Source organism: Pseudomonas sp. WS 5021, assembly GCF_012985535.1.
In the GTDB taxonomy this organism is placed as follows: Bacteria; Pseudomonadota; Gammaproteobacteria; order Pseudomonadales; family Pseudomonadaceae; genus Aquipseudomonas.
The window spans coordinates 62,764-89,602 of sequence record NZ_JAAQWP010000002.1; the positions used below are offsets into that span (position 1 = coordinate 62,764).

The 26,839-nt window shown below is 60.6% G+C and carries 25 protein-coding genes; 8 read left to right on the plus strand and 17 right to left on the minus strand.

The window, feature by feature from the left end:
- Positions 1 to 42 precede the first annotated feature (42 nt).
- Complete coding sequence (locus HBO19_RS06675) at positions 43 to 1,368, minus strand: C4-dicarboxylate transporter DctA (RefSeq protein ID WP_170057421.1); 1,326 nt, start codon at positions 1,366 to 1,368, stop codon at positions 43 to 45.
- A 217-nt stretch (positions 1,369 to 1,585) separates the two neighbouring features.
- Here HBO19_RS06675 and HBO19_RS06680 point away from each other — a divergent pair, with 217 nt between their 5' ends.
- Positions 1,586 to 2,215, plus strand: a complete 630-nt coding sequence (locus tag HBO19_RS06680) for a DNA-3-methyladenine glycosylase I (protein WP_170057118.1) — start codon at positions 1,586 to 1,588, stop codon at positions 2,213 to 2,215.
- Between the two features lie 29 nt (positions 2,216 to 2,244).
- Here the strand turns inward: HBO19_RS06680 and HBO19_RS06685 are convergent, their stop codons facing one another.
- The 8 genes from HBO19_RS06685 to HBO19_RS06720 form a co-directional block, all read right to left on the minus strand.
- Positions 2,245 to 2,652: a cupin domain-containing protein gene (locus HBO19_RS06685; protein WP_170057119.1), complete on the minus strand. Its 408-nt coding sequence runs from the start codon at positions 2,650 to 2,652 to the stop codon at positions 2,245 to 2,247.
- An 84-nt stretch (positions 2,653 to 2,736) separates the two neighbouring features.
- Positions 2,737 to 4,170, minus strand: coding sequence for a PLP-dependent aminotransferase family protein (locus HBO19_RS06690; RefSeq protein ID WP_170057120.1), 1,434 nt, complete (start codon positions 4,168 to 4,170; stop codon positions 2,737 to 2,739).
- A 72-nt stretch (positions 4,171 to 4,242) separates the two neighbouring features.
- Complete coding sequence (locus tag HBO19_RS06695) at positions 4,243 to 5,010, minus strand: SDR family oxidoreductase (RefSeq protein ID WP_169955751.1); 768 nt, start codon at positions 5,008 to 5,010, stop codon at positions 4,243 to 4,245.
- A 17-nt stretch (positions 5,011 to 5,027) separates the two neighbouring features.
- Positions 5,028 to 6,095 carry a phosphotransferase family protein gene (locus tag HBO19_RS06700; protein ID WP_169955750.1) on the minus strand — a complete coding sequence of 356 codons (1,068 nt, stop codon included), beginning with the start codon at positions 6,093 to 6,095 and terminating at the stop codon, positions 5,028 to 5,030.
- A gap of 129 nt (positions 6,096 to 6,224) precedes the next feature.
- Positions 6,225 to 7,178, minus strand: a complete 954-nt coding sequence (locus HBO19_RS06705) for a 2-hydroxyacid dehydrogenase (RefSeq protein WP_169955749.1) — start codon at positions 7,176 to 7,178, stop codon at positions 6,225 to 6,227.
- A 157-nt stretch (positions 7,179 to 7,335) separates the two neighbouring features.
- The gene (locus tag HBO19_RS06710; protein WP_169955748.1) at positions 7,336 to 7,755 is read right to left on the minus strand and encodes a hypothetical protein; all 420 of its coding nucleotides are present in this window, start codon (positions 7,753 to 7,755) and stop codon (positions 7,336 to 7,338) included.
- Positions 7,756 to 7,809: 54 nt separating this feature from the next.
- A complete protein-coding gene (locus HBO19_RS06715) occupies positions 7,810 to 8,304 on the minus strand; it encodes a DUF4822 domain-containing protein (protein WP_170057121.1) in 495 nt (164 codons plus the stop codon).
- A gap of 433 nt (positions 8,305 to 8,737) precedes the next feature.
- A complete protein-coding gene (locus HBO19_RS06720; protein WP_169955746.1) occupies positions 8,738 to 8,932 on the minus strand; it encodes a hypothetical protein in 195 nt (64 codons plus the stop codon).
- 237 nt (positions 8,933 to 9,169) lie between these two features.
- On the opposite strand from HBO19_RS06720, the gene HBO19_RS06725 reads away from it, so the two are divergent.
- Entirely contained in the window at positions 9,170 to 10,447 is a 1,278-nt protein-coding gene (locus tag HBO19_RS06725) for an HAAAP family serine/threonine permease (RefSeq protein ID WP_169955745.1), read from the plus strand.
- 42 nt (positions 10,448 to 10,489) lie between these two features.
- On the opposite strand, the gene HBO19_RS06730 is transcribed toward HBO19_RS06725, so the two are convergent.
- From HBO19_RS06730 to acnB, 5 genes are all read right to left on the minus strand, one after another.
- The gene (locus tag HBO19_RS06730) at positions 10,490 to 11,068 is read right to left on the minus strand and encodes an acyl-homoserine-lactone synthase (protein ID WP_169955744.1); all 579 of its coding nucleotides are present in this window, start codon (positions 11,066 to 11,068) and stop codon (positions 10,490 to 10,492) included.
- 28 nt (positions 11,069 to 11,096) lie between these two features.
- Positions 11,097 to 11,822, minus strand: a complete 726-nt coding sequence (locus tag HBO19_RS06735; protein WP_169955743.1) for an autoinducer binding domain-containing protein — start codon at positions 11,820 to 11,822, stop codon at positions 11,097 to 11,099.
- 118 nt (positions 11,823 to 11,940) lie between these two features.
- Positions 11,941 to 13,212 (minus strand): glycosyltransferase, encoded by a 1,272-nt coding sequence (locus HBO19_RS06740; protein ID WP_170057422.1) that lies wholly within the window; start codon positions 13,210 to 13,212, stop codon positions 11,941 to 11,943.
- A 25-nt stretch (positions 13,213 to 13,237) separates the two neighbouring features.
- Positions 13,238 to 14,131: an alpha/beta hydrolase gene (locus HBO19_RS06745; RefSeq protein ID WP_170057122.1), complete on the minus strand. Its 894-nt coding sequence runs from the start codon at positions 14,129 to 14,131 to the stop codon at positions 13,238 to 13,240.
- Between the two features lie 315 nt (positions 14,132 to 14,446).
- Positions 14,447 to 17,056, minus strand: a complete 2,610-nt coding sequence (gene acnB / locus HBO19_RS06750; protein ID WP_169955792.1) for a bifunctional aconitate hydratase 2/2-methylisocitrate dehydratase — start codon at positions 17,054 to 17,056, stop codon at positions 14,447 to 14,449.
- Between the two features lie 395 nt (positions 17,057 to 17,451).
- Between acnB and HBO19_RS06755 the strand changes: the two genes are divergently transcribed.
- Entirely contained in the window at positions 17,452 to 17,922 is a 471-nt protein-coding gene (locus HBO19_RS06755) for a DUF1289 domain-containing protein (RefSeq protein ID WP_170041082.1), read from the plus strand.
- 655 nt (positions 17,923 to 18,577) lie between these two features.
- Here HBO19_RS06755 and HBO19_RS06760 read toward each other — a convergent pair.
- The gene (locus HBO19_RS06760) at positions 18,578 to 19,444 is read right to left on the minus strand and encodes a universal stress protein (RefSeq protein ID WP_170057123.1); all 867 of its coding nucleotides are present in this window, start codon (positions 19,442 to 19,444) and stop codon (positions 18,578 to 18,580) included.
- Between the two features lie 157 nt (positions 19,445 to 19,601).
- On the opposite strand from HBO19_RS06760, the gene miaE reads away from it, so the two are divergent.
- From miaE to HBO19_RS06775, 3 genes are all read left to right on the plus strand, one after another.
- Positions 19,602 to 20,204, plus strand: a complete 603-nt coding sequence (gene miaE, locus HBO19_RS06765; protein ID WP_170057124.1) for a tRNA isopentenyl-2-thiomethyl-A-37 hydroxylase MiaE — start codon at positions 19,602 to 19,604, stop codon at positions 20,202 to 20,204.
- Positions 20,205 to 20,365: 161 nt separating this feature from the next.
- Complete coding sequence (locus tag HBO19_RS06770) at positions 20,366 to 21,073, plus strand: winged helix-turn-helix domain-containing protein (protein ID WP_169957369.1); 708 nt, start codon at positions 20,366 to 20,368, stop codon at positions 21,071 to 21,073.
- A 4-nt stretch (positions 21,074 to 21,077) separates the two neighbouring features.
- On the plus strand, positions 21,078 to 22,358 hold the full coding sequence (locus tag HBO19_RS06775) for an ATP-binding protein (protein ID WP_169957368.1): 1,281 nt from the start codon (positions 21,078 to 21,080) through the stop codon (positions 22,356 to 22,358).
- A 563-nt stretch (positions 22,359 to 22,921) separates the two neighbouring features.
- On the opposite strand, the gene HBO19_RS06780 is transcribed toward HBO19_RS06775, so the two are convergent.
- Together HBO19_RS06780 and HBO19_RS06785 are read right to left on the minus strand one after the other, a co-directional pair.
- Positions 22,922 to 23,713 carry a MipA/OmpV family protein gene (locus tag HBO19_RS06780; protein WP_170057125.1) on the minus strand — a complete coding sequence of 264 codons (792 nt, stop codon included), beginning with the start codon at positions 23,711 to 23,713 and terminating at the stop codon, positions 22,922 to 22,924.
- Positions 23,714 to 23,805: 92 nt separating this feature from the next.
- Positions 23,806 to 24,693, minus strand: a complete 888-nt coding sequence (locus HBO19_RS06785; RefSeq protein WP_170041597.1) for a LysR family transcriptional regulator — start codon at positions 24,691 to 24,693, stop codon at positions 23,806 to 23,808.
- Between the two features lie 131 nt (positions 24,694 to 24,824).
- Between HBO19_RS06785 and HBO19_RS06790 the strand changes: the two genes are divergently transcribed.
- On the plus strand, positions 24,825 to 25,643 hold the full coding sequence (locus HBO19_RS06790; RefSeq protein ID WP_170057126.1) for a MaoC family dehydratase N-terminal domain-containing protein: 819 nt from the start codon (positions 24,825 to 24,827) through the stop codon (positions 25,641 to 25,643).
- A gap of 28 nt (positions 25,644 to 25,671) precedes the next feature.
- Positions 25,672 to 26,835 (plus strand): acyl-CoA dehydrogenase family protein, encoded by a 1,164-nt coding sequence (locus tag HBO19_RS06795; RefSeq protein ID WP_169957080.1) that lies wholly within the window; start codon positions 25,672 to 25,674, stop codon positions 26,833 to 26,835.
- Positions 26,836 to 26,839 lie beyond the last annotated feature (4 nt).

Consider the following 26,839-nt stretch of genomic DNA (forward strand, 5'->3'; position numbering starts at 1 on the left):
CACCGCTATCGCGAGCAAGCCCGCTCCCACATTCGATCTGCGCTAGAACTCCTGGTGCGCCGGCAATACCGGCTTCTTGGCCTGGAACGCATACCCTTGCTGCCCCTCCAGTACCTTGGTGGCCCGTTGCAGATCAATGTCCTTTTCCCAGCGGGCAATGGCCACGGTCGCGACGCAGTTGCCGATCAGGTTGGTCAGCGCACGACCAATCCCCATGAACCAATCCACCGCCAACACCAGCACCAGGCCCACCACCGGGATGGCAGGAATAGCCGTCAGGGTGGCCGCCAGAATCACCAGGGCCGAGCCCGGTATGCCGTGGGCGCCCTTGGAGGTGATCAGCGACACCAGCAGGATGGTCAGCAGGTCGGTCATCGACAACGGTGTCCCAGTGGCATTGGCGATAAACACAATGGCCAGGGTCAGGTAGATCGAGAAACCATCGAGGTTGAACGAGTAACCAGTGGGGATCACCAGGCCGACGGTGGAACTGCCAATGCCCAAGTGTTCCAGTTTACGCATGATCTGTGGCAACACCGCATCGGACGACGCGGTGCCCATCACGATCAGCAACTCTTCGCGAAGGTATTTGAGCAGCGGCAGCATACGCAGGCCCGACAGGCGCATCACCGTGCCCAGGATCAGCGCGACAAAGGCCATGCAGGTCAGGTAGAACAGGCCCACCAGGCTGCCCAGGTGCTGCAGCGAATCCAGGCCATAGGTGCTGGTGGTAAACGCGATGGCGCCGAAAACCCCAATGGGCGCCAGGCGCACGATCATGCCCATGATCCGGAAGATCACATGGCTCAGTTCGTTGATCAGCCGTGAAATGCCCGAAGCCGCTTCGCCCACCAGGTTCAGCGCACTGCCAAACAGCACCGAGAACAACAGCACCTGCAACACGTTGTTGTCGGCGAAGGCCCCGATCACGGAGTTGGGGATCAGGTCCATCAAGAACTGGCTGGTGCCCTTGATATGCTGGCCGCGATCCGCCAATTCATTGAGGCCTGCGGAAGACAGCTGTTCAAGGTGGATATTGGCGCCGCTGCCAATTCCGGTACTGAAGGCCAGGACCAGGCCGAGCACCAGAGCGATGGTGGTGAGGATCTCAAAATAGATCACCGACTTGAGGCCGATGCGCCCGACTTTTTTCAGGTCGCCCGCGCCGGAAATACCGCTGACCACCACACAGAACACGATCAGGCCGATCAGCATCTTGATCAGCTTGATAAAGCCGTCACCCAGGGGTTTGAGTTGTGAGGAGAATTCGGGAAGGACCAAGCCGCACGCGATGCCGAGCATCAGGCCTATGACGACTTGCAGGAAAATCGAACGCGAGCACCATCTGAGCATGGGAGGGATCTCTATTCGGTGCCCTGGTGGGTCCAGGGCTTAATTGTTGTGGTCTTACCGGTAAGTCCAGTGCGCGGCCAGTCTACGCTCGGTTTTTTGCAAACTACAAGGGGATGAAGGGGTGTTTGTGTGCTCCGGTCTTACCAGTTGCTCGGTAACCGTGATGCTTGAGCGGTTGGCGGCCTGGAAAATTTTTCGCTTATCATCCCGGGCTTGGCCGCTGAGGTGATGTATGGATAAGCCGGGACTGACAACCGATGAAGCGGGACTGACCCGCTGTACATGGCGTATGGCCGCCGCCGAATACCCCGATTACCACGATCATGAATGGGGGGTGCCGGTGGCCGAGGATAGGGCGCTGTACGAGAAGATCTGCCTGGAAGGCTTTCAGGCCGGCCTGGCGTGGATCACCATCCTGCGCAAGCGCGAGCATTTTCGGCGGGCCTTCGCCGGTTTTGATTTTCGCCGGGTGGCGCAGTACACCGAGGAGGATGTCCAGCGCCTGATGGCTGATCCTTGCATCGTGCGCAATCGCGCAAAGATCGTCTCGACCATCAACAATGCGCGCCGGGCGTGCGAGCTGGTGGATGAGCACGGCTCGCTGGCGGCGTGGCTGTGGGCGTTTGAACCGACGGCGGCCGAGCGCCCGACGGTGGTGGATATGGCCTATTGGACGGGCAACCCGACGTCGCCGGCTTCGGTGCGTTTGTCCAAGGCCTTGAAGAGACGCGGCTGGACGTTCGTCGGGCCGACGACGATGTATGCGTTTATGCAGGCAATGGGCATGGTCAACGATCACTTGGATGGCTGCGCCTGTCGGCAACCGATCGAAGACCTGCGGCGTCAGTTCAAGCGTCCCTGAATGGTAGGAGCTGGCAAGCCTCCTACCGTTCAGTTTTGCGGTGGCAGGGGCGTCAGCACCTCGGCCTTGTCATCCAGCACCATCACCACCAGCAGCCTGGCCGGCTGGGTCTGGCTGGCATTGCTTGATTCGAAGTGGCGCGAACCGGCCGGTTCGTAGAACGATTGCCCGGCCTTGTAGGTAATGGCCTGTTCATCATTGACGCGCGAGGTGATTTGCCCCTCAAGTACGTAGGCCACTGCCGTGCCGGTATGGCTATGGGGCACGGTGGCCTGGCCCGGCGCGTAATCCACGGTGAGCATGATGGTTTTCTTGCCGGGTACGTTGCTCAAGGCGTGCTCTTGCAGGACCTTGATCGATTCCTGGTTGTACACCGGCTCGTGGGCAAAGGCGCTAAGCGAAGCCAGCAGGAGGGTGGTGCCGAGCAGTGTTTTCATGGTGCGGGGTTCCCATCGTTTCAGATCCCCTCACCCTACGCCCGGGCGCGCGGCGTACCTATAACCAATCTGCTGGAAAACCCCTCAGCCAATCTGCTGCAGGATATCGCGCACCTTGTCCAGGGACGGGTCGATGTCCAGGGTCTCGATGGCGCCAAAACCGATGATCAGGCCGCTACGCACCGGCGCCTGATGGAAAAACACATCTAGCGGATACAGCCCGACTTCCACCTGCCGCGCCAGTTCGATCAGCAGGGGGATGTTGATCGGCACTTTGCACAGTGCCGCCAGGTGGAACCCGGCCACGCTGGGCACGGCCTCGAACCAAGGTGACAGGTCGCCGGCCAGGCGGCTGAGAATGCGTTCGCGGCGGCTACTGTAGACGGTGTGACAACGCCGGATGTGCTTGAGCAGGTAGCCTTCGCTGATGAACTTGGCCAGGGCCCATTGCGGCAGGGTCGAGCTGTGCTGGTCGCTCAGTTGCTTGGCCTTGAGCACCGCGCCGCGAATGGCCGGGGGCAGCACCGTATAGCCCAGGCGCAGCTCCGGCAGCAGGGTTTTGGAGAAGGTCCCGACGTAGGCGACGATGCCCCGTGTATCCATACTCTGCAGGGCGTCGGTGGGGCGGCCTTCGTAGCGGAACTCACTGTCGTAGTCGTCCTCGATGACAATCGCGCCCAGGGCCAGCGCCCGCGCCAGCAGCGCTTCGCGGCGTGGCTGGCTCATGGGGATGCCCAATGGAAACTGGTGGGACGGGGTGACGTAGATCAGCCGGGTGCCCTCGGGAATCAACTCGACCTGGATCCCCTGCGCGTCCAGCGGCACGCCGGCCACGGTGGCACCCATGGCTTCGAACAGCAGGCGCGCCGGGGTGTAGCCGGGGTCTTCCATGGCGACAATGTTGCCCGGTTCGAGGACCACGCGGGCGATCAGGTCCAGTGCCTGCTGGGCACCGTTGCACACCACAATGTCGTCATCCCGGCAGTTGACCCCTCGGGAAAACGCGATGTGCCCGGCAATCGCATTGCGCAAGGCCGGCAAGCCCTCGGGCTGGCCGTAGAAACCACTGTTCTGGGCGATGCGCCGCAAGGCGTCCTGGGTGCAGCGCCGCCATTCGTCCTGGGGGAACAGGCTGCGGGTGGTGGCACCGCCGATGAACTCGCAGCGCAACGTGCTCTCGCGCGTCGGGTGGCGCATGGGCGAGGGCAGGGCTTGCCACTTGGCGAGGTTGGCGGCGCAGGCCAGGTCGGCCGCACTTTGCAGGCCCTTCGGCCGCAGCGCATGGGCGCTGACGAAGGTGCCACGGCCGATCTTGCCGATCAGCAGGCCTTCGTAGGTCAGGGTGGTGTAGGTGTCAGACACGGTCTTGCGCGAGATCCCCAACTGCTCGGCCAGCAAGCGGCTGGGGGGCAACTGCGCGCCAGCGGCCAGGCGTCCTGACTCAATGGCGTCGCGCAGTTGCTGGTAAAGCTGTTCGGCCAGGTCCTTGCGGCCCTGGATGACGACGTGCAGTTCCATGTTTCATTCCGAGGCGGTCAATCCTGCCAAGGTTACTCGTATGCAAGGGCAACGCCGATCAAAAATGTGGGATCAGGAGAGGAACCCACCGTCCACATTCAGCGAAACGCCGGTGGTGTAGGTTGACGCATCGCTGGCCAGGTACAGCACCGCGCCGGCCATTTCGCTGGGGTCGGCTACGCGCTTTAGGGGGATCTGGGCCAGGGCCATGTTCAGGATCGATTCGTTTTTCACCAGCGCCGAGGCGAACTTGGTATCGGTCAGGCCTGGCAGCAGGGCGTTGCAGCGGATGCCGAACGGCGCGCATTCCTTGGCAAACACCTTGGTCATATTGATCACGGCGGCCTTGGTCACCGAGTAGATGCCCTGGAAGTGCCCTGGGGAGATGCCGTTGATCGAGGCCACGTTGATGATGCTGCCGCCGCCGTTCTCACGCATCAGCTTGCCGGCTTCCACCGACATGAAGAAGTAGCCACGGATGTTCACGTCGACGGTTTTCTGGAACGCGCCGAGGTCCGTGTCCAGCACGTTGCAGAACTGCGGGTTGGTCGCGGCGTTGTTGACCAGGATGTCCAGGCGCCCGAACTGCTGGCGAATGCCGGCAAACACCTCGCTGATCTGCTCCATCTCGCCGATATGGCAGGCGATGGCCGTGGCCTTGCCGCCGGCGGCGATGATCGCATCGGCCACATGCTGGCAGCCGTCGATCTTGCGGCTCGAGACAATCACGTGGGCGCCTTGCTGGGCCAGCAGCTTGGCAATGGCTTCACCGATGCCACGGCTGGCGCCGGAGACAAAAGCGATCTTGCCGTCGAGGTCGAACAGGTTGGTCTTGGACATGGTGGTTCCTTGTCGGGTCAGAGCGTGGATTTGTGGATGACGTTCAGGCTCATCTGCTCCAGCAGCTTGTTCATGTGAATGAACTGCGCGAAGCGTTTGTCCTGGGTCTGGCCATGGAAGAAGCGGTAGTAGATCTGCTGCACGATGCCGGCCAGGCGGAACAGGCCGTAGGTGTAGTAGAAGTCGAAATTGTCGATCTGGATGCCTGAGCGCTCGGCGTAGTAGTCGACAAACTGGCGGCGGGTGAGCATGCCGGGGGCGTTGCTCGGTTGGCGGCGCATCAGTTGCACGGGCGCGGGGTCAGCGGCTTCGATCCAGTAGGCGAGGCTGTTGCCCAGGTCCATCAGCGGGTCGCCCAGGGTGGTCAGTTCCCAATCCAGCACGCCGATGATTTGCATCGGGTTGTCGGGGTCGAGGATCACATTGTCGAAGCGATAGTCGTTGTGCACGATGCTTGAGGTGGGGTGGTCGGCGGGCATCTTGTCGTTGAGCCAGGCGCGCACGGCTTCCCATTTCGGGGCGTCGGGGGTCAGGGCTTTCTCGTAGCGATCGCTCCAGCCGCTGATCTGGCGTGCCACGTAACCTTCGGGCTTGCCCAGGTCGGCCAGGCCGCAGGCGTGGTAGTCCACCTGGTGCAGTTCGACGAACTTGTCGATAAAGCTCTTGCACAGGGCTTCGGTGCGTTCTGCGTCCAGGCCCAGCTCCGGCGGCAGGTCCGAGCGCAGGATGATGCCCTTGACCCGCTCCATTACATAGAATTCGGCGCCGATCACCGATTCGTCGGTGCAGTGCACGTAGGCCTTGGGGCAGTAGGGGAAGCCATCCTTGAGCTGGTTGAGAATGCGGAACTCTCGGCCCATGTCGTGGGCTGACTTGGCCTTGTGCCCGAAGGGCGGGCGCCGCAGCACGAATTCCTGTTCGGGGTATTCCAGCAGATAGGTCAGGTTGGAGGCGCCGCCCGGAAACTGGCTGATTCTGGCGCTGCCACTCAGGCCCGGGATATGGGCCTTGAGGTAGGGGTCGATGAGGCTGGCATCCAGTTCTTCGCCGGGGCGAATCTGGGTGGATTGGTCATTGAGCGCCATGCTTATCCCTTCTGCTTATTCTTGAGGCCTTGGACTATTGGCTAATCTAATGCGCACAGCCGACCCGCCACAAGGCGGCGACGGCTTAATAGGCTAGCGTGTTGGACGGCAATCAGCGTGCCTGATCGGTCACTTTTCGGGCGCAGGCAAGGCGACCGGTGTAAGGACCGGGCGCCCGGCGAAGTATTCGAGCAGGTTGTCTGCCACCCGTTGCACGGTGTCGTGGGCCGCTTCAGGCGACAGCCCGGCCACATGCGGGGTGAGTACGGTGTTGCTGAGCCGCTTGAGGGCGTCGGGCACGTTGGGTTCATCATCGAACACGTCCAGCGCTGCCCCGCCGATGCGCCGTTGTTCAAGGGCGCTGATCAGGTCGGCAGTGACGATCACGCTGCCCCGCGCGATGTTCACCACAAAACCGTTGGGCCCCAGGGCATCCAGGGCCTGGCGGTCGATCAGGTGGCGGGTGCCAGGGCCGCCGGGGGTGGCGATGACCAGGAAGTCGGAGTTGCGGGCCAGTTCCACTGGCGTGGCGCAGTAGGTGTAGTCCACATCGTTGCGGGGCTGGCGGCTGTGGTAGCTGACCTGCATGTCAAACCCCAGGGCCGCGCGCCGGGCAATCGCCAGGCCCACCGCGCCCAGGCCGAGGATGCCCAGTTGCTTGCCGGCGAGGGACGGGCGCATGACCTTGGGCCATTCGCTGCGGCGTACTGCGGCATCGGCCCGGGGAATATCGCGCACCATCGACAGCAGCAGCGCCATGGCGTGGTCCGCCACCGACGGTGCATTCACGCCGGCACCGTTGGTCACCACGATCCCGCGATTGCTGGCGGCCTGCAGGTCCACCTGCTCGTAGCCTGCGCCAATCACGCAGATGATTTGCAGCAAGGGCAGGGCGGCGATCTCATCGGCATGCAAGCCCAGCGGGCCACGGGTCAGCACGGCCTGGATCTGTGCGCCATGGCTCTTGATGGCCTGGCTGCGTTCGGCCGGTGTCGGGGCCAGGATCACATGAAAGCCATTGCTCTCGATGATGGGCAGGTAGTCATTGATGGTTTCAACCAGGACCAGAACAGTGGCGGGCATGGGGCGGCTCTTGTTGTGGGGTTTGAGTCCTGGATTATGCGGCATTTTTTGCAGTGCGAAATGCTTGCGGGTGAAAGATCTTCCCTGGATGCAAGGCTTTGGCGCGCGGGGATGCCAGCGTCTGCATAGGCTGAAGACGCTGGCATCGAGTGGGGTATTACTGGGCCTGGCGTACCTTGTTTTGTTCGGCCTGGGCGATTTCCTTGAAATCATAGGTCGGGAAGAACTCGGTCCTGTAGGTCCCCCAGGCGGTGTTTTCCAATGCCAGGTTGACCGCTGACAGGCGAGAGGCGGGCAGGCGTAGGACAATGACCTGTCCGATACCCATGGTGATGTTCCAACTGACGACTTCTACGCCCGCCGGTGGAAATACCTTATAGAACTCCTGTTTGGCCAGTTGTGCCCTTAGTTCGCTTAGTGGGCGTGATTGGTCATGTTTTAGAAATACCGTCAGCATGACTGCGTTGTCGGGAGTGGCAACAGGTTCTTTGGCTATCGGTTGTGCATTGGCACCGCTCGAAATAAGGGCGGATAACCAAACGGTAGATATCAGTAAGGACTTGAGTTGGGTTTTCATAGGTAGTGTCTTTTTGTTGGTTTTATGGATATTGCGTGGGGTATTAATATGAAGTTAGTGGGAGGTGGACGTTTTGATCGGCCCTTTGTAAGGTGCGTGAACAACATAGATGCGCACGGTTTCATTAGTTTCGAGCATGTCGCGCGGGACTTCCCGAGAGTAGGTGAAGTCCTGGTTGTTCAAGACTTCCAGCCGGCGCACTACGCTTCTGATCGGGCCTTTGTCGGGCACCAGGATGTGGTTTTTCTTGTCGCCCGTGACCAGGAAGTAACCGCCGCCGCCATGCTCATACTTTGACAACCCCGTGTCGGCGTAGAAGAACTCATAACGATTGCGCTCCGGGTCCCACATGGAGATGCCAACCACCCCCGGGTACTTGTCCTTGACGTCTACGTGCGGTGCGCCCTCGATGTAGACCTTGGTGGTCAGCCACTGAGGCGAGGCGGCCAGTGCGCGAATATCGGACGTTGCCCATTGTGCCTGGCTGGTGAGCGGGGTAAGCAGCCCAGCGAGAAACAGGCCTGCAAAAATAGCATTGTATTTACGCATTAAATAACTCCGGGAGGGAATTTGATAAGTTGTTTTTTTTGTTGTTGTCTATATTGGGGTGGGGGAAATATAGGGCTGATAGGGGGCGCTATCAATGCCTGGGTATATGTTTGTAACAATTCCATTGGTAATTAAGTTAAAAGATAATTTGAATGTTAAATATGAAGCGGGATAGGTAAGTAGGCCTATTCCTACAAATAGATCGGCGTAACTTGCAGATTTTAAGTATTTATAAACTTTGTGTTTGGGTGGCGGTTGTAGGGTTATTGGTTGCTTGAGCGCAGTTGCACTGCACGCCCATTCCTCACCGACGCCTGTGCATGTTCAAGCGTGTTCTGGGCCGTTGCATCCCAGCCACGGGGCGACGGCGGGGCGGATAGAGGGCGACGAATCTATTGCGCAATAGATCCGTGCCCTGGCAGGTCGCGAACGTTTAGCCGATTCTAGGTGTGGGGATCAGGGTGTTGCGAGGCTTGGGCGCGGCGGTGTATTCAACGCCACCAAACGAGAAGGTTTGATTCTGGGGTTGCTTGAGCTTTTCCCGTGCCTCGATGTGATCGGCAACGCAAGACGTTACGCTATCGACCAATTGGCCGGCATTGAACAAATTCAGTCCTAATGTAGTCATGCTTGAGTCTCCAGGGTTTGGTAAAGAGCGCTTTTTGAGTGGCCCGCACTGGCGTAACGTTCCGGGTTCAAACAAATTGTCGTCAATCTGATTTATCTGCTACGCACAACCATTCCTCAGCTAAGTCTTTGCTTATTCAAGCGAATCCCGGACAATCGCGCCCCTGTTGCGGTTGTGGCGCTGCCTGTCAGGTTTTTCTGACTCGTCGCGATCGTATGAAAGCGGAGAACCGAGCGGATGAATGATCAGGCCAATAGCGTCGATGAACGCTACGCAACGACACCTGTAACCCTCACGGGCTGGAGCCGCCAGGACACGACCTGGATGCTTGGCCTGTTCGGCACGGCGATTGGTGCCGGTACTTTGTTTTTGCCCATCAACGCAGGTTTGGGCGGCTTCTGGCCGTTGCTGATCCTCGCGTTGCTGGCGTTCCCCATGACCTACTACGCACACCGTGGCTTGACCCGGTTTGTGCTGTCGGGGCGTGCGGGCTCGGACATCACCGAGGTGGTTGAAGAGCATTTCGGCATCAAGGCCGGTGCGCTGATCACCCTGCTGTACTTCTTTGCCATCTTCCCGATCCTGCTGATCTACAGCGTGGCGCTGACCAACACGGTCGGCAGTTTCATGTCGCACCAGTTGCACATCGAGCCACCGCCACGGGCGCTGCTGTCGTTCGTGCTGATCCTGGGCCTGCTGGCCGTGGTGCGTTGCGGCGAGCAGGTGATCGTCAAGGCCATGAGCCTGATGGTCTATCCGTTTATCGTCGCCTTGCTGTTTCTGGCGGTGTACCTGGTGCCGCACTGGAACGGCGGCATTCTCAGCACTGCCAGCACTGTGCCGGCACCGTCAGCGTTGCTGCACACGCTGTGGTTGGCGATTCCGGTGATGGTGTTCTCGTTCAACCACTCGCCGATCATCTCGGCCTTTGCCGTTGACCAAAAGCGCCAGTACGGCGCCCACGCCGAAGAGCGCAGCTCGCAGATCCTGTCCCGCGCGCACCTGTTGATGGTGGCGATGGTGATGTTCTTCGTGTTCAGCTGCGTGCTGACCCTGTCGCCAGGCCAACTGGCCGAGGCCAAGGCGCAGAACCTGTCGATCCTGTCTTACCTGGCCAACCACTTCGATAACCCGACCATCGCCTTTGCTGCGCCGTTGATTGCGTTCGTGGCGATTGCCAAGTCGTTCCTGGGCCACTACATCGGTGCCAGCGAAGGCCTCAAGGGCCTGATCGTGAAGAGCGGCCGTCGTCCGGGCGCCAAGGCCCTGGACCGCATGACCGCAGGCTTCATGCTGGTGGTGTGCTGGATCGTGGCCACGCTCAACCCGAGCATCCTGGGGATGATCGAGACATTGGGTGGGCCGATCATCGCCTCGATCCTGTTCCTGATGCCGATGTACGCGATCCGCAAGGTGCCGGCCATGGCCAAGTACCGCGGGCAGATGTCCAATGTGTTCGTGACCCTGGTCGGCCTGGTAGCCATCTCCTCGCTGATTTACTCGCTGATCCCTTGATGTGACCAGAGCCGGCTACCTCGGCTTTATTCGTACATTCAGCTAGGCAACGGCCGACTGCGCCTGTAACGCGAGTCGGCCGTTTTTCTGCCAGGCAGGAAAACTCAGCGCTACCACATGGTCTTTGTTCACCCGTTGCGGGGAGCCGAGGCGACTCAGCTGCACGCCATTTTTCAGGAAGTAACGCTCCAGCGCCGGCGTGGTCACCGCCACCACCCGGTTGGCGCCTTGGCTCCAGGCATGGTGCAGGCTGTTCCACCAGACGCGCATCGGCAGGCGGCCTTTTTCCAGGGCGCGGGCGGCAAAGCGCGACACTTCCCAGGTGTCACTGCTGCGTGGGCTCGGCTGGTCGCACAGAAAGCCGAAGACTTCCGACAGCAGATAAGGTTGTGTGGTTGGCAGCAGCCGCGCGCAACCGCAGACCTGGCCTTTTGGGTCCAGGGCGAGGATGTGGCGCGTGTCGGCCTGGTCGAACTGGTCGAATTCGCGTTGGGGCAGGGCGTAGGTGGAGTCCAGTTGCCAGCCCAGTTGCTGGATGAACACTTCGTGCCGGTAGCGACCCAGATCGTCCTCAAGGGCTGCAGACAGTTCATGGTGATGGCGGGTGATGATGCTGATCATTGGATGTCCTTATCGTGATCGGCGGGCCCTAGATCAGGCCCAGTGCGGCGGCATAGGCAGCCGCCAGTGTCTTGTTGGCCGCCCCGAATTTCTTCTGGATGGCCTTGAGGTGAAAATTCACCGTGTTGATGGAGATGGTCAGGATCAGCGCGATCTCGCCTGAACTCTTGCCATCGGCGGTCCACTGCAAAATCTCCCGCTCCCGCTGGCTGAGGCAGACCGACTGATGGCAGCGTTCGCTATGGCCAAGGTCTGTCAGGCGCTGTGTCACCTGTTCGAGGATGCAGCGCAGGCGCAATTGAATCTCGTCGCTTTCGGCCTGGGAAATCTGGTCCTGGCGCCGGGCCACCGACAGTACCCGCAGCGAATGATCGTGGCTGCGAATCGGCAGTGTGGCGCCGATGCACAAGCCCCAATCCCGGGCTTCCAGCCATAGCTTGCGGCTGTTATCAAACAGTGCGTCGTTCCACAGCACCATCTCGGTGGAACGCAAGCCACTGAGAATCGACGGATCGACCGCCGCGTAGTTTTGCTCCTTGTAATGCTCCAGCCATGTTTCGGGGTAGGAGCCGTAAATCTTGGTTTTAGGGCGGGTAAAGGGGGTCAGGTGGCGTACGCCATAGGCGTAGTACTCGAACCCCAGTTGCAACACTTCCCGCTCCAGCAGTGCGAACACTTGTGCCCCTTCCTGTTGCGTGAGCATCTCTATCCGCAAGCGATTCCACCAGCGGATGAGGTCGTTCTCCTTCTCCATGGACAGTCGCCTCGATTCCTGGAACCTTTGGCAATCTAGCCCACGAGATATTTCTGTCAAACTTTTCCGGCGCTGTGCCGACGGCTCTGGCACGGTACTTTTGCCGTGGAGGCCGTGTTTATGACGCTCGGCACAGGCGAGGCAGGGAGTGGCGCGCGTGGCACTGCTCAATGGCCATGACCGCTGTTTCACAGGACGCAGCATCCGTGGGCATCAGGTTGCTCGCCCGAAGGCAGGCCCCTTGCAACCGGGTGTCATGCAAGAGCGCTGAGATCGCACCTTGCAGGTCATGCCTGTCCAATGGCAGGGCAAGACGTATCCCACACCCCATGCGCACCAGTCGTTCGGCGTTATCGAACTGGTCATGGGCAATCGGCAGGACAATCTGTGGAATGCCGGCCGCCAGGGCCAGGCTCATGGCGCCAATGCCGCCGGGGTGGACCAGGCCGGCGGCGCGGGGCAACAGCGAACTCATCGGCAGAAACGGACACTGCAGCACAGTGGGTGGCAGGTCTTTGAGGAGTGGCCGATCACCGGTCAGAAAAATCCCACGTGCGCCGACCCTGTGCAGCGCTTCCAGGGCGAAGCGGTAAAACTGCTGGTCGAAGTGCTCAGTGGAACCTTGGGTGAAGACAATGGGGGCCGATCCTGCATCCAGGAAGGCCCGGGTCTGTTCATCGAGCCCCAGGGTGCCACCGTCGAACAGCGGGAAACCGGCCATGTGCAAGGGTTGTGGCCAGTCTTGCTGTACGGGGGCGAACCATTCGGGGAACAGGCAAATCACCCCGTGGGGCGCATGCATCCATTGGCTGAAGATGTTCTTCGCCACGCCTGGCAAACCACGCTTGCGACGTAACGCATTGATTTGTGGGGCACAGGTTCGGTCCAGGCTCAGGTATTCGATCCCGCGCCAGAGCAATTTGCGCACCGTCAATGGCAAGCGGGGCGACACATTGAACGTGGGGTGTACGGGCGGCAAGTGGGCCGACAGCAGCGTTGAGGGAGACACCTGGACGGAAAGGTAAGGGAAGCCATATTTTTCATGGGCGATTCGAGCGCCCAGGGCCCACAGCGAGCCCACCACCACCGTATCGTCGGTGTTATGGGCGGTTACATAATCGTAGACCGGCTCTAAAAGGCCGGCGATGGCTTGCCACAGCACGGCGAAGGAGGTTTTCGGATCCCACAGCCGAGGATCGCCCATGGCGGCGTTGTAGGTCGCTTCATCGCACAACGGCACGAACGCCAGGCCCCGTGCCTCGATGGTGCGCTGAAACGCCGGCATGCTGCACAGCGTCACCTGGTGGCCGCGCAGGGTCAGGGCCGCGCCCAGGCCGATGAAGGGAAAAACGTCACCGGCCGATCCGATGGCAATCATGATTACTCGCATCATCTACATCCTTGCTCAAAAGTGTTCAGGCGAAGCTCAACTGCGCTTGCTGAGGGGGCGGCACGCAGAACGCCTCTGGCCGGGCGTCATGCTGCCTCAGTAGATGGCCGAGCAGCGCGCGGTGCACGCCGTTGGCCGCGGCCCTGGACTCCAGATCGAGAAAATGCCCGCTGCACTCTGCCGTGGAGAAGCTGCAGTCGCGGATGTACTGTTTGAAGCGCTGCACGTCCATGGCGCTGGTGTACTCGTCCCAGGCACCGTTCAAGAAGTGCACATGGCTATCGATGTTCGACAACTGCGGCAGGTAAGCCCCTTCATTGAGCTTGAGGGCCTGGTCGATATGGAATCGCGCTTGATGTTGTTCGGCGTTGATCAACTGCGCCATGTGCTGTTGATTGGCGGTCTTGAGCCGGGGCGGCAGGTGCTTGCCCAGCGTCTGGTTGAGCAAGTGGCCGATACCTGCATTGTCATCCCGGGCCATGAGGGCCTGGGCACCGCTGACGTAGTCGAGCATCGGGCCGTTGAGTCCGGGGGCAAATGACATCACCACCGAGCTTTCGATGTTGTCCGGCTTTTGCGCGAGGGCCAGCAGGGTCGACAGGCCGCCCCAGGAGGCGGAGACCAGATGGTGAATGTTGAAGCCTTCGATCAGCGCCAGCAGGATCTGTACTTCGTCGTCCTTGGTCACCAGGCAACGGCTCGGGTTGTGAGCCCGGGAGTTTCCGGCGAACGGTAAGTCGAACAGCACCACGTTGAAGTGTTCGGCCAGGCATTTGCTGGTGCGGGCAAAGGCCGATGTGGTGGCCATGGCGCCATTGACCAGCAGTACGTTCTTTTTATCGGGGGCATCGCCGATTTGTTCTACCGACACCGCATAGTCCTTGAAGACGTTCTTGATCACGTATTGGTTGCGCCACATAACACACCTCCATTAATCACTTAAAAACGGGTGAGAGCGCCCCTGCCACCGGGTTCGGGCATCGAGGACAAGGTTTGGCTGTTTTTATTAGAAGTAGTACGGCATACAGCGCGAGTACATCCAAAGCAGGCAGATCCCATGACGCGGGCATCAGGGTGTAGAGAGTTTCGGTCTTCAAGGTGTGGCGGGACAACTACCTGATCTGGTAGGTCGTGGGAGAAAGGCCGTCGACAGCCAGTGCCTGGCAGGTTTTTCCAGGCATAAAAAAACGCCGCGTACCTTGCGATACGCGGCGTTCTTCACATCAACACACCCTTAGGCTTGAACCACTGGGATGTTGGCGCTTGCTGCGATTTTGCGGAACTCGGCGATCTGGTCGAAGTTCAGGTAGCGGTAGACGTCACTGGCCATGGTGTCCAGTTTCGCCGCGTAGCCCATGTACTCTTCGACGGTCGGCAAGCGACCCAGGGTAGAAGCGACTGCCGCCAACTCGGCCGAAGCCAGGTAGACGTTCGCGCCATCACCCAGACGGTTCGGGAAGTTACGGGTCGAAGTCGACACTACAGTGGAGTTCGGCTCAACACGAGCCTGGTTACCCATGCACAGCGAGCAGCCCGGCATTTCCATGCGTGCGCCAGCCTTGCCGTAGATGCCGTAGTAGCCTTCTTCGGTCAGTTGGTGAGCATCCATCTTGGTCGGCGGCGACAGCCACAGGCGGGTTGGCAGCTGACCCTTGACCTGCTCCAGCAGCTTACCGGCAGCGCGGAAGTGACCGATGTTGGTCATGCACGAACCGATAAACACTTCGTCGATCTTCTCGCCAGCAACGCTGGACAGCAGACGGGCGTCGTCCGGGTCGTTTGGCGCGCAGAGGATTGGCTCGTTGATTTCAGCCAGGTCGATCTCGATGACTTCGGCGTATTCGGCGTCGGCATCGGCTTCCATCAGCTCAGGGTTGGCAACCCAGGCTTCCATCGCTTGGGCACGGCGTTCCAGGGTACGTGCATCACCGTAGCCTTCACCGATCATCCAGCGCAGCAGGGTGATGTTGGAGTTCAGGTACTCGGTGACGGAGTCTTTGGACAGCTTGATGGTGCAACCGGCAGCCGAACGTTCGGCCGAGGCGTCGGACAGCTCGAAAGCCTGCTCCAGCGTCAGGTCGTTCAGGCCTTCGATTTCCAGGATGCGGCCGGAGAAGGCATTTTTCTTGCCTTTCTTCTCAACGGTCAGCAGGCCGGACTGGATCGCGTAGTAAGGGATGGCATGTACCAGGTCACGCAGGGTGATGCCAGGTTTCATTTTGCCTTTGAAGCGCACCAGGATCGATTCCGGCATGTCCAGTGGCATTACGCCAGTGGCTGCGGCGAACGCTACCAGGCCAGAACCGGCCGGGAACGAAATGCCCATCGGGAAACGGGTGTGGGAGTCACCACCGGTACCCACGGTGTCCGGCAGCAGCATGCGGTTCAGCCAGCTGTGGATGATGCCGTCGCCCGGACGCAGCGATACACCGCCACGGGTCATGATGAAGTCAGGCAGGGTGTGGTGGGTGGTCACGTCGATCGGCTTTGGATAGGCCGCGGTGTGGCAGAAGGACTGCATCACCAGATCGGTCGAGAAGCCCAGGCATGCCAGGTCCTTGAGTTCGTCACGGGTCATGGGGCCAGTAGTGTCCTGGGAACCCACGGTGGTCATCTTCGGTTCGCAGTAGGTGCCTGGACGAACGCCTTTGCCTTCTGGCAGACCGCAAGCCTTGCCGACCATTTTCTGGGCCAGGGTGAAACCCTTGCCGGTGTCGACAGGGGCTTCAGGCAGCTTGAACAGGTCGGTGGGGCCAAGACCCAGCTCGGCGCGAGCCTTCTCGGTCAGGCCACGGCCGATGATCAGCGGGATACGGCCGCCGGCACGAACTTCGTCCAACAGGACCGGAGTCTTCATTTCGAAGGTGGTCAGGACTTCATCGGTGCCGTGCTTGCAGACTTTGCCAGCATGCGGGTACAGGTCGATCACGTCGCCCATGTGCATGTTGGTGACGTCGAATTCGATTGGCAGTGCGCCAGCATCTTCCATGGTGTTGTAGAAGATGGGAGCGATCTTGCTGCCGAAGCAGAAGCCGCCAGCGCGCTTGTTAGGCACATAAGGTACGTCGTCGCCGAAGAACCACAGTACCGAGTTGGTCGCCGACTTACGGGACGAACCGGTACCGACCACGTCACCGACGTAGGCGATCGGGAAGCCCTGGCCGCGCATTTCTTCGATCTGCTTCATCGGGCCGGTCTTGCCTTGCTCGTCCGGCACGATGCCTTCACGGGCCATTTTCAGCATGGCCAGGGCGTGCAGCGGGATGTCAGGACGGGACCAGGCATCGGGAGCAGGGGACAGGTCGTCGGTGTTGGTTTCGCCGGTGACCTTGAACACGCGCAGGCTGATCTTGTCGGCCAGGGTCGGGCGGTTCTTGAACCACTCGCCGTCGGCCCAGGACTGGATCACTTCCTTGGCGTGCTGGTTGCCGTTCTTGGCTTTTTCCGCGACGTCGTGGAACGCATCGAACATCAGCAGGGTGTGCTTGAGCTGGGCAGCTGCAACGGCCGCCAGTTCGGCGTCGTCCAACAGCTCGACCAGGGTCACGATGTTGTAGCCGCCTTGCATGGTGCCGAGCAGTTCAACAGCGCGTTTTTTGTCGATCAGGGGAGAAGAAACTTCGCCCTTGGCCAGGGCAGACAGGAAACCGGCCTTGACGTAGGCAGCTTCGTCAACGCCTGGTGGAATGCGGTTGGTGATCAGGTCAACGAGGAACTCTTCTTCGCCAGCCGGGGGATTTTTCAGCAGCTCGACCAGGCCTGCGGTTTGTTCGGCGTTTAGCGGCTGGGGAACGATACCCAGGGCTGCACGCTCTTCGATATGTTTGCGGTAGGCTTCAAGCACAGTTATTACCCTCATCAGTGGTCCCACGGGACGCTCATCCAGACATGCACGGCACGCATGCGCTCGAGGGCTTTTTGGGCCGTAGAGCCAGCGCTGCCGGCATTTCTCACAGAAGCTGCTTTCAAAGTTTTACGCCTGCAGAACGGAGCTGATGAGGGTTGGTGCTGGTTATTTGGAGGGTAAATAACCAGCGCCAACACCGTTCTGAAGGAACGACTGTGCTCGTGACGCTTTGAAAACAGCTTCCAACGGATTATTTGGCGCCTTACAAGGCCGGATGATTCTACGGCAAAAAATTTCTAAAGGTAAGTTGCCGCAGCAAGTTTGCAGGGTGATGAACCTTAGACAAAGGGCTAACATGGGCCACTGTTTCGCTGATTTGTGCGCTGCCACCCATGTCCAATCACACCATCAAGACCCCCTGCATCGGCCTGTGCTCCACGGTTTACGGCGATCTCGTGTGCCGGGGTTGCAAGCGTTTCCACCACGAAGTGATCCAGTGGAACGGCTATGGCGAGGAAGAAAAACGCGCAGTATGGCTGCGGCTTGAGCAACTGCTGGTGCAGGTGATGGCGGGCAAACTGGAGGTGTTCGACCCCAAACGGCTGCGCTGGCAGTTGGAGCAGCGCAAAATTCGCTTTGTGCCGCACCAGTCCGAATACTGCTGGGCCTACCAGTTGATCGCCCGGGGCGCCCGGGTGATCAACAACCTGGACGCCTATGGCATGGTGCTGATGCCCGAGTTTCGCGACTGGAACCTGCCGGAACTGCGCGATGCCATTGATCGGGAGTTTTTTATCCTGTCCGAAGCGCATTACCAGCGCTACATCGCGCCAGGCTTCCTCAAGGATGCACTAGGTCACTGACTGTCGCTGATCAACCTGTGGGAGCGGGCTCGCCCGCGATGGCGCCAGTTCAGTCAGAGTTGTATCAACTGACCCACCGCTATCGCAGGCAAGCCAGCTCCCACAATTGCTCTGCGATGTGGCCAAAATATCCTGCCCTGCCAAGATCCCCTGTAGGAGCGGGCTTGCCCGCGATGGCGCCAGTTCAGTCAGAGTTGTATCAACTGACCCACCGCTATCGCAGGCAAGCCAGCTCCTACAATTGTTCTGTGGTGTGGCCAAAATACTCTGCACCGCCAAGATCCCTTGTGGGAGCGGGCTTGCCCGCGATGGCGACAGTTCAGTCAGGGATATATCAACTGACCCACCGCTATCGCAGGCAAGCCAGCTCCCACAATTGTTCTGCGGTGTGGCCAAAATATCCTGCCCTGCCAAGATCCCCTGTAGGAGCGGGCTCGCCCGCGATGGCGCCAGTTCAGTCAGGGATATATCAACTGACCTACCGCTATCGCAGGCAAGCCAGCTCCCACAATTGTTCTGCGGTGTGGCCAAAATATCCTGCCCTGCCAAGATCCGCTGTAGGAGCGGGCTCGCCCGCGATGGCGCCAGTTCAGTCAGGGATGTATCAACTGACCCGCCGCCATCGCGAGCAATCCCGCTCGCACATGTTTGATCTTCATTTTGCCTTGCTGGCCAGTTCCTCCAGGTGATCGATGATGCTCTGGGGCTTGAGTACCAGCACGTCGCTCTCCAGTGCATCGAGCACCACTTCCGCTGTATTGCCGATCAGCGCCCCGGAAATCCCGGTGCGTGCCACGGTGCCTATGATCGTGACCGCCGCGCGCAGTTTATGGGCGGCATGGGGGATCAGCACATCGGCCGGACCTTCTTCGATGTGCAGCCGGCTGTCGTCAATGTCGAACTCGGCCTGGAACGCCTTGCACTGCTCGCGATAGCGGGCCTCGATGGTTTCCTTGAGTTGGAACACCGGGTCAGCTGCCGACAGCATGGGCGACGGATGGGCGCTGATCACATGTAACTGGCCCTTGGCCAGGCTGGCGATGTCAAAACCATGATCGACGATGGCGGCGTGCAGGGCTTTATGCTCGTTATCGAGGTTGCCCACGTCGATGGCCGCCAGGATCACCCCGTCGGTCCATGGGGTCGCTGTCTTGACCAGCAGCACGGCGGCCGGGCACAAGCGCAGCAGTTTCCAGTCTTCCGGTGTCAGCAGGGCCTTTTTCAGCGGGCTGTCGGGGTAGTGCTGCTTGATCACCAGCTTGCAGCTCTCGCTCTGCTGCACCCTGATGATGGTTTTATGCATGTTGTTGTGCCAGGCCTGTTCGGTGCTGACGCTATAGCCATCCTCTTGCAAGCCGGCCTTGAGCAAGCTCAACAAGGCCGAATGCTCATGCTTTTCATCGCACACTAGCAAATGCAAGTGAGCGTCGGTCACCCCGGCGATCAGCTTGGCGCGCTTGAGCGCCAGGCTTTCCGAGTGTTCGGGCTCGATGATCACCAGGATTTTGCCAATTTCGTTCATGAGCGAGATCTCCAAGGGTGGGAAGGGCAAGGCTTCGAACAACTATAGTTGTTGCCCGCCGTACGTCATGTTGATGCACATCAAGGCCCGTGACTGGTGGTCTGCGGCGGGGTCGGTATAATCGGCGGCCTTTTGTGATCCTTTGCCCGTGAGCCCGATGAACCTGCCCGAAATCCATGAATTCCTCGGTTGCCGCACCCCTGACGCCTGGGTCCAGGCCGCACTGGCCGACCAGGAAACCCTGCTGATCGACCACAAGAATTGCGAGTTCAAGGCCGCCAGCACCGCCTTGAGCCTGATTGCCAAGTACCACTCCCATGTTGACCTGATCAACATGATGTCGCGCCTGGCCCGCGAAGAACTGGTCCACCACGAGCAAGTCATGCGCTTGATGAAAAAGCGCAAGATCGAACTGCGCCAACTGCACGCCAGCCGCTATGCCTCGGGCTTGCGCAAGGTGGTGCGCAGCCACGAGCCGGTGAAACTGGTGGACACCCTGGTGGTGGGCGCCTTTATCGAAGCGCGCAGTTGCGAGCGTTTCGAAGCACTGGTGCCGCATTTGGACGAAGAACTCGGCAAGTTCTACTTTGGCCTGCTGAAAAGCGAGGCGCGGCACTTTCAGGGTTATCTGAAGCTGGCCTATCAATACGGCGAGGCCAAGGATGTTGCCCAAGTGATCGAGCGGGTCCGCGCCGCCGAGCAGGAACTGATCGAATCACCGGACGTCGAGTTCCGTTTCCACAGCGGCGTGCCGGCCTGATCTCAAACGCCCGTGAAAGACTGCGGGCTATTTGTAAAAAACTCTTAAAAACATGAAGTTTGCGTCAAAGCCCCGCTGTATGGGGCCCTGCGTGCGCTTGTGGATCGCTGTTGCCCACTATAATGCGCGCACTTCAATCGGCGCTGGCACAGTGGAAACTTATGGAAAACTTGGGTCTGGGCAAGGTCCTGCTCGTTGAGGACGATGAGAAGCTGGCAGGGCTGATCGCGCATTTTCTGTCACAGCATGGCTTTGAAGTGCGCGTGGTGCACCGGGGCGATGAGGCGTTGGCGGTGTTCCTGGCGTTCAAACCGAAGATCGTCGTGCTCGACCTGATGCTGCCCGGCCAGAGCGGCCTGCATGTGTGCCGCGAGATCCGCAATGTGTCCGACACCCCCATCGTGATCCTCACCGCCAAGGAAGACGACCTGGACCATATCCTCGGCCTGGAGTCCGGCGCCGATGACTATGTGATCAAGCCGATCAAGCCGCCGGTGTTGCTGGCACGCTTGCGGGCCTTGCAGCGCCGCCATCTGCCGGAGCCGACAGTGCGCGGCTCCCTGGCGTTCGGCCAGTTGGCGATTGACCGCAGTTGCCGAGGGGTGAGCCTGGGTGACGAAAAGATCGACCTGACCACCATGGAATTCGAGCTGCTGTGGTTACTGGCCAGCAGTGCGGGCAAGATCCTCTCGCGTGACGATATCCTCAACCGCATGCGCGGGATCGCCTTTGACGGGCTCAACCGCAGTGTCGATGTGTATATCAGCAAGCTGCGCAACAAACTCAATGACAACCCCCGTGAGCCGGTGTGCATCAAGACCATCTGGGGCAAGGGCTACCTGTTCAACCCGTTTGCCTGGGAGGTCTAGCCCGATGTTGCGCCTGTTCCTGCGTCTGTACATCATCCTGGCCCTGGGCCTGGCCGGGGCAATCTGGTTGGTGAACTACACCTTCGACGAATTGCTGCCCGAAGCCAACGAAACCTACAACCGCGAAGCCATGCGCGGCCCGGCCTACGGCCTGGTGGAGCAATTACGCCCGTTGCCGGCGGGCGCCGCTCGCGAGGCGCGCCTGGCCGAGCTGCAAAAGCACTATGGATTGCGCCTGGGTTTTATCGACCGCAAGGCGGCGGGATTCGACCCTCGCGAGCAACAAATACTGGCTGACGGCAAGTTGGTGGTGCGCGGCGACTTCATGGAGTTCATCACCGAAATCGACGGTGGCGCGCAGTTGCTTCAGGTCAAACTCCCGGTGGAACCGCGCTGGCTGTACTTGTGGGCCTATAGCCTGTTGGGCCTGTGCCTGGCCATCGTCCTGTATTTCTGGGTGCGCCCGCATTGGCGCGACCTGGAGCATATCCGCGTGGCGGCCCAGGGTTTTGGTAACAATGACCTGGGCTCGCGCATCTTGCTGCCACGGCGCTCGAGCGTGCGCGAGCTGGCCGGGCACTTCAACCAGATGGCCGAGCGCATCGAGCACCTGATCGCCAACCAGCGTGAGCTGACCAACGCGGTGTCCCATGAGTTGCGCACCCCGATTGCGCGCTTGTCGTTTGAGCTCGATCAGCTCAAGCAGGAAGCCGACCCGCGCCAGAGCCGCGCGCTGATTGGCGACATGTACGCCGACCTCGGCGAGCTGGAGGATATGGTTTCTGAGCTGTTGACCTACGCCAGCCTTGAGCGTGGCGCGACGCAGGTCACCCGCGAGAATATCGAGGCGCAAAGCTGGCTCGACAGTGTGATCGGCAGCGTGGCCCTGGAAGCCGAGGCCGAAGGCGTGCAGTTATCGCTGCGCACCTGTGAAGTTGATTTCATCCAGATCGAACCACGGTTTATGGCGCGCGCGGTGATCAACCTGCTGCGCAATGCCATTCGTTACGCGGAGCAGCGGGTAGAGGTATCGCTGGTCAAATTTGGCAGTGGCTACGAGGTACGGGTGTGCGACGACGGCCCCGGCGTACCCGAGGACGGCCGGGAGAAAATCTTTCAGCCGTTTATGCGCCTGGACGCCAGCCGCGACCGCCGCACCGGCGGCTTTGGCCTGGGCCTGGCGCTGGTGCAGCGGGTCAGCCAGTGGCATGGCGGACAGGTGCAGGTGCTGGATTCGCAGTGGGGCGGGGCGTCGTTCCGCATGACCTGGGCCTACGCCGACTAACCTTTTGCAAACTCATGAAGGTTGTAAATGTGGGGCTGGCTAGTCGGGTCGCCGCCTCGCTGCGATGGTCGTAAACGATGACGTTGGGTACCTGACACTCTGTGGCGATCTATTGGGCCGCCATCGCAGGCAAGCCAGCTCCCACAGGCGAATGCAGCTTCGCGCTCTGGCTTTGCTGTTGCTCTGCTTTTGATCTGGCTTTTGATCTTAGGCGCCCCGTTAAACCACGATGGCCGCAGGCAGGTATTGCGCAGTGGGCACCCCGGCATGGATGCCGGGGTAGCCGCGACACGGCCATGGATGGCCGATCGCGGCGGGCCCACGGAGCAATGCCTGACTGCGGGCATGCCGAGCCTAGGCGAGGCACCGAGTGGTGGGGCAAAAGCGCTTTGGTTACTTTCGCGCTCTTCGAAAGTGACCCGCCGTAAGGGCGGAACCCTAAGTGGCCGTAACAGCGGCAACGGATATATACACCCCCCCCAACAACCCAAAAAGAGCGAATGATCATCGCAGCAATGCGGCGACCGGCAAGCCAGCCCCCCCTGTCTGATTGGGTTTGCAAATCAAAAGGTGTAGTTCAACACGCCCATCACCGACGTCTGCATCCTGCGTTCCACAATCGGGCTTTTGCCCGCATCACCGGACAAATACTGCACATCCAGCAAGGTCGAGAAGGTTGTGTGGTCGCCCAACGGCACGCTCCAATCGAGGTTCAAGCCCCGGCTGACCATCCCACCCTTGGCGTCATACGCGCGAAAGCGGCTGCTTTGGGCTTGGCCTGTGGTCACGCCATACCAGGTCTGCACATAGTTGCCATCGCCAAAGCGGCTGTTGAGGCTGGCGTCCACGGTGCCGTAGTCACCGTCATACAGGTTGGTGCCAATGCTCAGCTCCAGGGAGGTAAACGCCTTGCCGCTGTCTTTTTTATCGTCTTGCTCCAGCGCATGTTCCAGGGTCGCGCCGAGGATTGCGGTGCCCAGGGTATAGCTGGCACTCACACCGAACTGCGGCCGCGACTTGATTTGACCCATGCCCTTGAGCCGGTCGGAGCCCAGGCTGGTGCTTTTCTTCTGGTCCTTGCGCGCAGTGCTGGCGCCGACATAGGCATTGAAACTGAGGTTGTCATCTTCATAACCCCAACCCAGCCCCTTGTTGGTATCGAGAAAAATCCCCCACGGGCTGACGATGTTTGCGCCGAGCATGGGCGCGGTCATGCGCTCATTGCTGCCGCTGTAGCGCGGCAGGTTGGCTGCCCCGGCTTGCAGGCTGTATTGCCAGTCGGCGGCGGCTGACAGTTGAGTGCAGCTGATCAGGCACACAGAAGTGGCAGCGAGGTAGATCGTTTTTGAACGCATGATGGCCTTCGTCGTTCCAAGGGAGGCTCAAATCCTAGGGACGGCGGGGGCAGGGGTCTTTGACAGCTTTGTCGGGAAACTGTCAAAGACTGTTAAACGGCTGGCCTCAGGGTCGCAATCAGCGCGCGGATCGCGCCCGGCAGGGCATCCAGCTCGCGCACCAGGATGCTGCGTTCGCGCACCGCCCAGCTTTCATCGAGCTTGATGCTCACCAGTTGCATGGTCCGACTGTGCCGCACGGCGGCGGACTCGGGGATGATGCCGATGCCGACTCCGGCCTCGACCATGCGGCAGATGGCTTCGAAACTCGACATCTGGATGCGCAGGGACAGTTGCTTGCCCAGGTGCTCGACGTGTTCACGCAAGAAGCTGAGCAAGGTGCTGCCTTCGTGCAGGCCAATATGCTGATAGGCCAGGGTCTGTTCCAGGGTCACTGACGGCTGGTTGGCCAGGGGATGGCCCACCGGCACCGTCAGCACCAGGTGGTCAGTGCTGAAGTGCAAGACCTGCAAGCCCGGCGCCTGCACGGGGCCGGCGATGATGCCCATGTCACTGGTGCCGTCGAGCACCCCGCGCACGATGTCACGGGACAGGCGCTCCTGCAGGTCGACCGTCACGCCGGGGCGCTGGGAGAGGAAGCCAGCGAGGATTTCCGGGAGAAACTCGGTGACTGCGGTGGTATTGGCAAAGATACGGATATGCCCGGCGGAGTCGGCGCCATATTGGGTGAATTCGCTTTTCAGGTAATCGACCTGGCGCATGATCAGCCGCGCGTGGTGCAGCAGCCGTTCACCGGCCGGGGTGACTTCCACGCCGCGACTGTCGCGGTACAGCAGGCGCGTATCCAACTGGCCCTCCAGGGCCTTGATCCGTGCACTGGCGGCTGCCGGCGAGAGGAACGCACGCTTGGCACCCTGGGTCAGGCTGGGGGATTCGGCGATATGGATAAACAGGCGCAGGTCGGCCAGGTCGAAGTGCATGCAAGGCTCCCAGGTGAAGATAGCGGCGTTCAGCATAGCCGAACGCTGGTTTATTGAAATGCAAATTCTCAGAACGGCCAGGCGCTTGCATGATCCGGGGCAGACACTCACTGCCCGAGGACCTGCCCCCGATGAGCGCCACTGATTGGATTGGCCGAAGCGAAACCGCCCACGACCATTTGAGCCGTAACCTACTCAAGCGTATTGCCGCCACCTTCGGCGAGGCGGTGCCGGACGACGGAGCAGATTTACCACCGCTATGGCAGTGGTGCTTCTTCCAGGACCCGCTGGCGGAAACCGCCCTGGGCGCCGACGGCCACCCGGCCCGTGGCGGCTTCCTGCCGCCGGCCGATAACCGCAACCGCATGTGGGCCGGTGGGCGTATCGAGTTCCTGCACGCCTTGCGTGCCGGTGAGGCGGCGACCCGCGTGTCGACCATCACCCAGGTCGAGGAAAAGACCGGGCGCAGCGGTTCGTTGCTGTTTGTCACCGTGCGCCACGACTACTCCCAGGAGGGCCGCCTGGCAATCCGTGAGGAACAGGACATCGTCTACCGCGAGCCCACACCGCCCAAGGCCGGCAGCGGCGATGCCCTGGCCCGGGGCGACTGGTACGAGGCGATCGAGCCCACGCCGACCTTGCTGTTTCGCTACAGCGCCGTGACCTTCAACGGTCACCGCATTCACTACGACTACCCCTACGTGACCGGCACCGAAGGCTATGCGGGGCTGGTGGTGCATGGGCCGCTGATCGCCACCTTGAGCCTGCGCGCCTTTTGCCGGGCACATCCCGAAGCCACCTTGCGCCGTTTTGCCTATCGCGGCGTGCGCCCGTTGATTGCGCCACAGGCGTTTGAGGTGGGCGGGCGAGTGACGGCGGCCGGTGTCGCCCAGCTGTGGGCCGGTAACGCTGCTGGCCTGGCGCAGCAGGCTGAAGTGCATTTCGAATAATCCAAGAACAACAGGCGGAGAGCCGTTAATGAACCCCCATGACAACGAAGAACTCAACGCCATCCGCGAAGGCGTGCGCGCCTTGTGCGCTGAATTCGACGCCGCTTACTGGCGCAAAATCGATGAAGAAAAGGGTTTCCCCGAAGCCTTCGTCAAGGCCCTGACGGACGCTGGCTGGCTGTCGGCTATGATTCCCGAGCAATACGGCGGTTCCGGCCTGGGCCTGGCCGAAGCCTCGGTGATCCTCGAGGAGGTCAACCGCTGCGGCGGCAACTCCGGCACCGTCCATGGCCAGATGTACAACATGTTCACCCTGTTGCGTCATGGCAGCGAGGCGCAAAAGCGCTTCTACCTGCCCAAGCTGGCCAGCGGTGAATTGCGCCTGCAGTCCATGGGCGTTACCGAGCCCACCACCGGCACCGACACCACCAAGATCAAGACCACCGCGATTCGGCGCGGCGACAACTACGTGATCAACGGGCAAAAGGTGTGGATCTCGCGGGTGCAGCATTCCGACCTGATGATCCTGCTGGCGCGTACCACGCCGCTGGCCGAGGTGAAGAAAAAGTCCGAGGGCATGTCGATCTTCCTGGTGGACCTGCGCGCGGCCATCGGCAACGGCCTGACCGTGCAGCCCATCGCCAATATGGTCAACCACGAGACCAACGAGTTGTTCTTCGACAACCTCGAGCTGCCCCTCGACAGCTTGATCGGCGAGGAGGGCAAGGGCTTCAAATACATCCTTGACGGCCTCAACGCCGAACGTACGCTGATCGCCGCCGAATGCATCGGCGATGGCCGCTGGTTTATCGAAAAGGCCAGTGCCTATGCCCGCGACCGCGTGGTGTTTGGCCGGCCCATCGGGCAGAACCAGGGGGTGCAGTTCCCGATTGCCGAAGCCCATATCGAAATCGAGGCGGCGGACCTGATGCGCTGGCGTGCCTGCGAGGAATACGACCGCGGCGTCAATGCCGGGGCCAGCGCCAATATGGCCAAGTACCTGGCGGCCAAGGCGTCCTGGGAAGCGGCCAACGCCTGCCTGCAAACCCACGGCGGCTTCGGATTTGCCTGCGAGTACGACGTGGAGCGCAAATTCCGCGAGACGCGCCTGTACCAGGTGGCGCCGATCTCCACCAACCTGATCCTGTCGTACGTGGCCGAGCATCTGCTCGAGCTGCCACGCAGCTTCTGAGGGC

What these genes read in the sequence shown, in the direction of transcription:
- HBO19_RS06715 (WP_170057121.1), bottom strand. Translation starts at nt 8,304, where the DNA reads ATGCGTAAATACAATGCTATTTTTGCAGGCCTGTTTCTCGCTGGGCTG.
- HBO19_RS06720 (WP_169955746.1), bottom strand. Translation starts at nt 8,932, where the DNA reads ATGACTACATTAGGACTGAATTTGTTCAATGCCGGCCAATTGGTCGAT.
- HBO19_RS06695 (WP_169955751.1), bottom strand. Translation starts at nt 5,010, where the DNA reads ATGTCCAAGACCAACCTGTTCGACCTCGACGGCAAGATCGCTTTTGTC.
- HBO19_RS06795 (WP_169957080.1), top strand. Translation starts at nt 25,672, where the DNA reads ATGAACCCCCATGACAACGAAGAACTCAACGCCATCCGCGAAGGCGTG.
- HBO19_RS06725 (WP_169955745.1), top strand. Translation starts at nt 9,170, where the DNA reads ATGAATGATCAGGCCAATAGCGTCGATGAACGCTACGCAACGACACCT.
- HBO19_RS06680 (WP_170057118.1), top strand. Translation starts at nt 1,586, where the DNA reads ATGGATAAGCCGGGACTGACAACCGATGAAGCGGGACTGACCCGCTGT.
- miaE (WP_170057124.1), top strand. Translation starts at nt 19,602, where the DNA reads ATGAACCTGCCCGAAATCCATGAATTCCTCGGTTGCCGCACCCCTGAC.
- HBO19_RS06760 (WP_170057123.1), bottom strand. Translation starts at nt 19,444, where the DNA reads ATGAACGAAATTGGCAAAATCCTGGTGATCATCGAGCCCGAACACTCG.
- HBO19_RS06735 (WP_169955743.1), bottom strand. Translation starts at nt 11,822, where the DNA reads ATGGAGAAGGAGAACGACCTCATCCGCTGGTGGAATCGCTTGCGGATA.
- HBO19_RS06775 (WP_169957368.1), top strand. Translation starts at nt 21,078, where the DNA reads ATGTTGCGCCTGTTCCTGCGTCTGTACATCATCCTGGCCCTGGGCCTG.
- HBO19_RS06705 (WP_169955749.1), bottom strand. Translation starts at nt 7,178, where the DNA reads ATGCCCGCCACTGTTCTGGTCCTGGTTGAAACCATCAATGACTACCTG.
- HBO19_RS06790 (WP_170057126.1), top strand. Translation starts at nt 24,825, where the DNA reads ATGAGCGCCACTGATTGGATTGGCCGAAGCGAAACCGCCCACGACCAT.
- HBO19_RS06730 (WP_169955744.1), bottom strand. Translation starts at nt 11,068, where the DNA reads ATGATCAGCATCATCACCCGCCATCACCATGAACTGTCTGCAGCCCTT.
- HBO19_RS06700 (WP_169955750.1), bottom strand. Translation starts at nt 6,095, where the DNA reads ATGGCGCTCAATGACCAATCCACCCAGATTCGCCCCGGCGAAGAACTG.
- HBO19_RS06740 (WP_170057422.1), bottom strand. Translation starts at nt 13,212, where the DNA reads ATGCGAGTAATCATGATTGCCATCGGATCGGCCGGTGACGTTTTTCCC.
- HBO19_RS06685 (WP_170057119.1), bottom strand. Translation starts at nt 2,652, where the DNA reads ATGAAAACACTGCTCGGCACCACCCTCCTGCTGGCTTCGCTTAGCGCC.
- HBO19_RS06770 (WP_169957369.1), top strand. Translation starts at nt 20,366, where the DNA reads ATGGAAAACTTGGGTCTGGGCAAGGTCCTGCTCGTTGAGGACGATGAG.
- HBO19_RS06745 (WP_170057122.1), bottom strand. Translation starts at nt 14,131, where the DNA reads ATGTGGCGCAACCAATACGTGATCAAGAACGTCTTCAAGGACTATGCG.
- HBO19_RS06780 (WP_170057125.1), bottom strand. Translation starts at nt 23,713, where the DNA reads ATGCGTTCAAAAACGATCTACCTCGCTGCCACTTCTGTGTGCCTGATC.
- HBO19_RS06710 (WP_169955748.1), bottom strand. Translation starts at nt 7,755, where the DNA reads ATGAAAACCCAACTCAAGTCCTTACTGATATCTACCGTTTGGTTATCC.
- HBO19_RS06690 (WP_170057120.1), bottom strand. Translation starts at nt 4,170, where the DNA reads ATGGAACTGCACGTCGTCATCCAGGGCCGCAAGGACCTGGCCGAACAG.
- HBO19_RS06785 (WP_170041597.1), bottom strand. Translation starts at nt 24,693, where the DNA reads ATGCACTTCGACCTGGCCGACCTGCGCCTGTTTATCCATATCGCCGAA.
- HBO19_RS06755 (WP_170041082.1), top strand. Translation starts at nt 17,452, where the DNA reads ATGTCCAATCACACCATCAAGACCCCCTGCATCGGCCTGTGCTCCACG.